This is a genomic window from Pseudodesulfovibrio karagichevae (genome assembly GCF_041414475.1).
Lineage (GTDB): Bacteria > Desulfobacterota > Desulfovibrionia > Desulfovibrionales > Desulfovibrionaceae > Pseudodesulfovibrio > Pseudodesulfovibrio karagichevae.
In genome coordinates this window covers 1-588 of record NZ_JBGLYH010000138.1, presented here as the reverse complement: position 1 = coordinate 588, position 588 = coordinate 1, and the positions used below count along the sequence as shown (strand labels likewise).

The window sequence follows — 588 nt, the reverse complement described above, 5'->3', positions numbered from 1 at the left end:
CCGTGAACAACAACCTGACCAACATCTCATCGTTTTTGACGTGGTGCGAGGACGAGCAGCTTATTCCCACCAACCCAGCCCACCGCCTTAAAATCAAAGAAGAAAAGCCGGAAACGGAACACCGCTCTCCGTATACGACCAAGGATCTGGAAAACCTCTTCAACGCGCCCCAATACGTCGAGGACACATTCCTGCATCCGTCCGACTTCTGGTGCCCCCTTCTTTCCCTTTTCACGGGTGCACGGCGTGAGGAGGTATGCCAACTCCACGTTGAAGATGTCCGACAGGAGGAAGGGGTGTGGGTCCTTGATATCAACAAGGAAAAGAATGTTCATGGGTTCGCCAACAAGAAGCTGAAAAACCCAAGTGCCAAACGCCTTCTCCCGCTTCATCCCATCCTCGTTGAAACGCTACGCTTCCCGGAATTTGCCCGACAACAGGCCCAAAAGGGACACCTGCGGATCTTTCCCGAACTCGTCAAGATCAACACGAACTACGGCCACAAACTCGGCGAAAGGTTCAGTGAATTCAGGAAAACCATCGAACTTGAGGAAGCAGAAGGGGTCAAGGATTTTCACAGCTTGCGGC

The 588-nt window shown here is 52.6% G+C and carries 1 protein-coding gene; it reads left to right on the top strand.

The annotated features are described in order from the left end of the window. Window positions 1-588, top strand: a 588-nt coding sequence (locus AB6M95_RS19745; RefSeq protein WP_371388445.1) for a site-specific integrase, incomplete at both ends; no start/stop codon positions are given.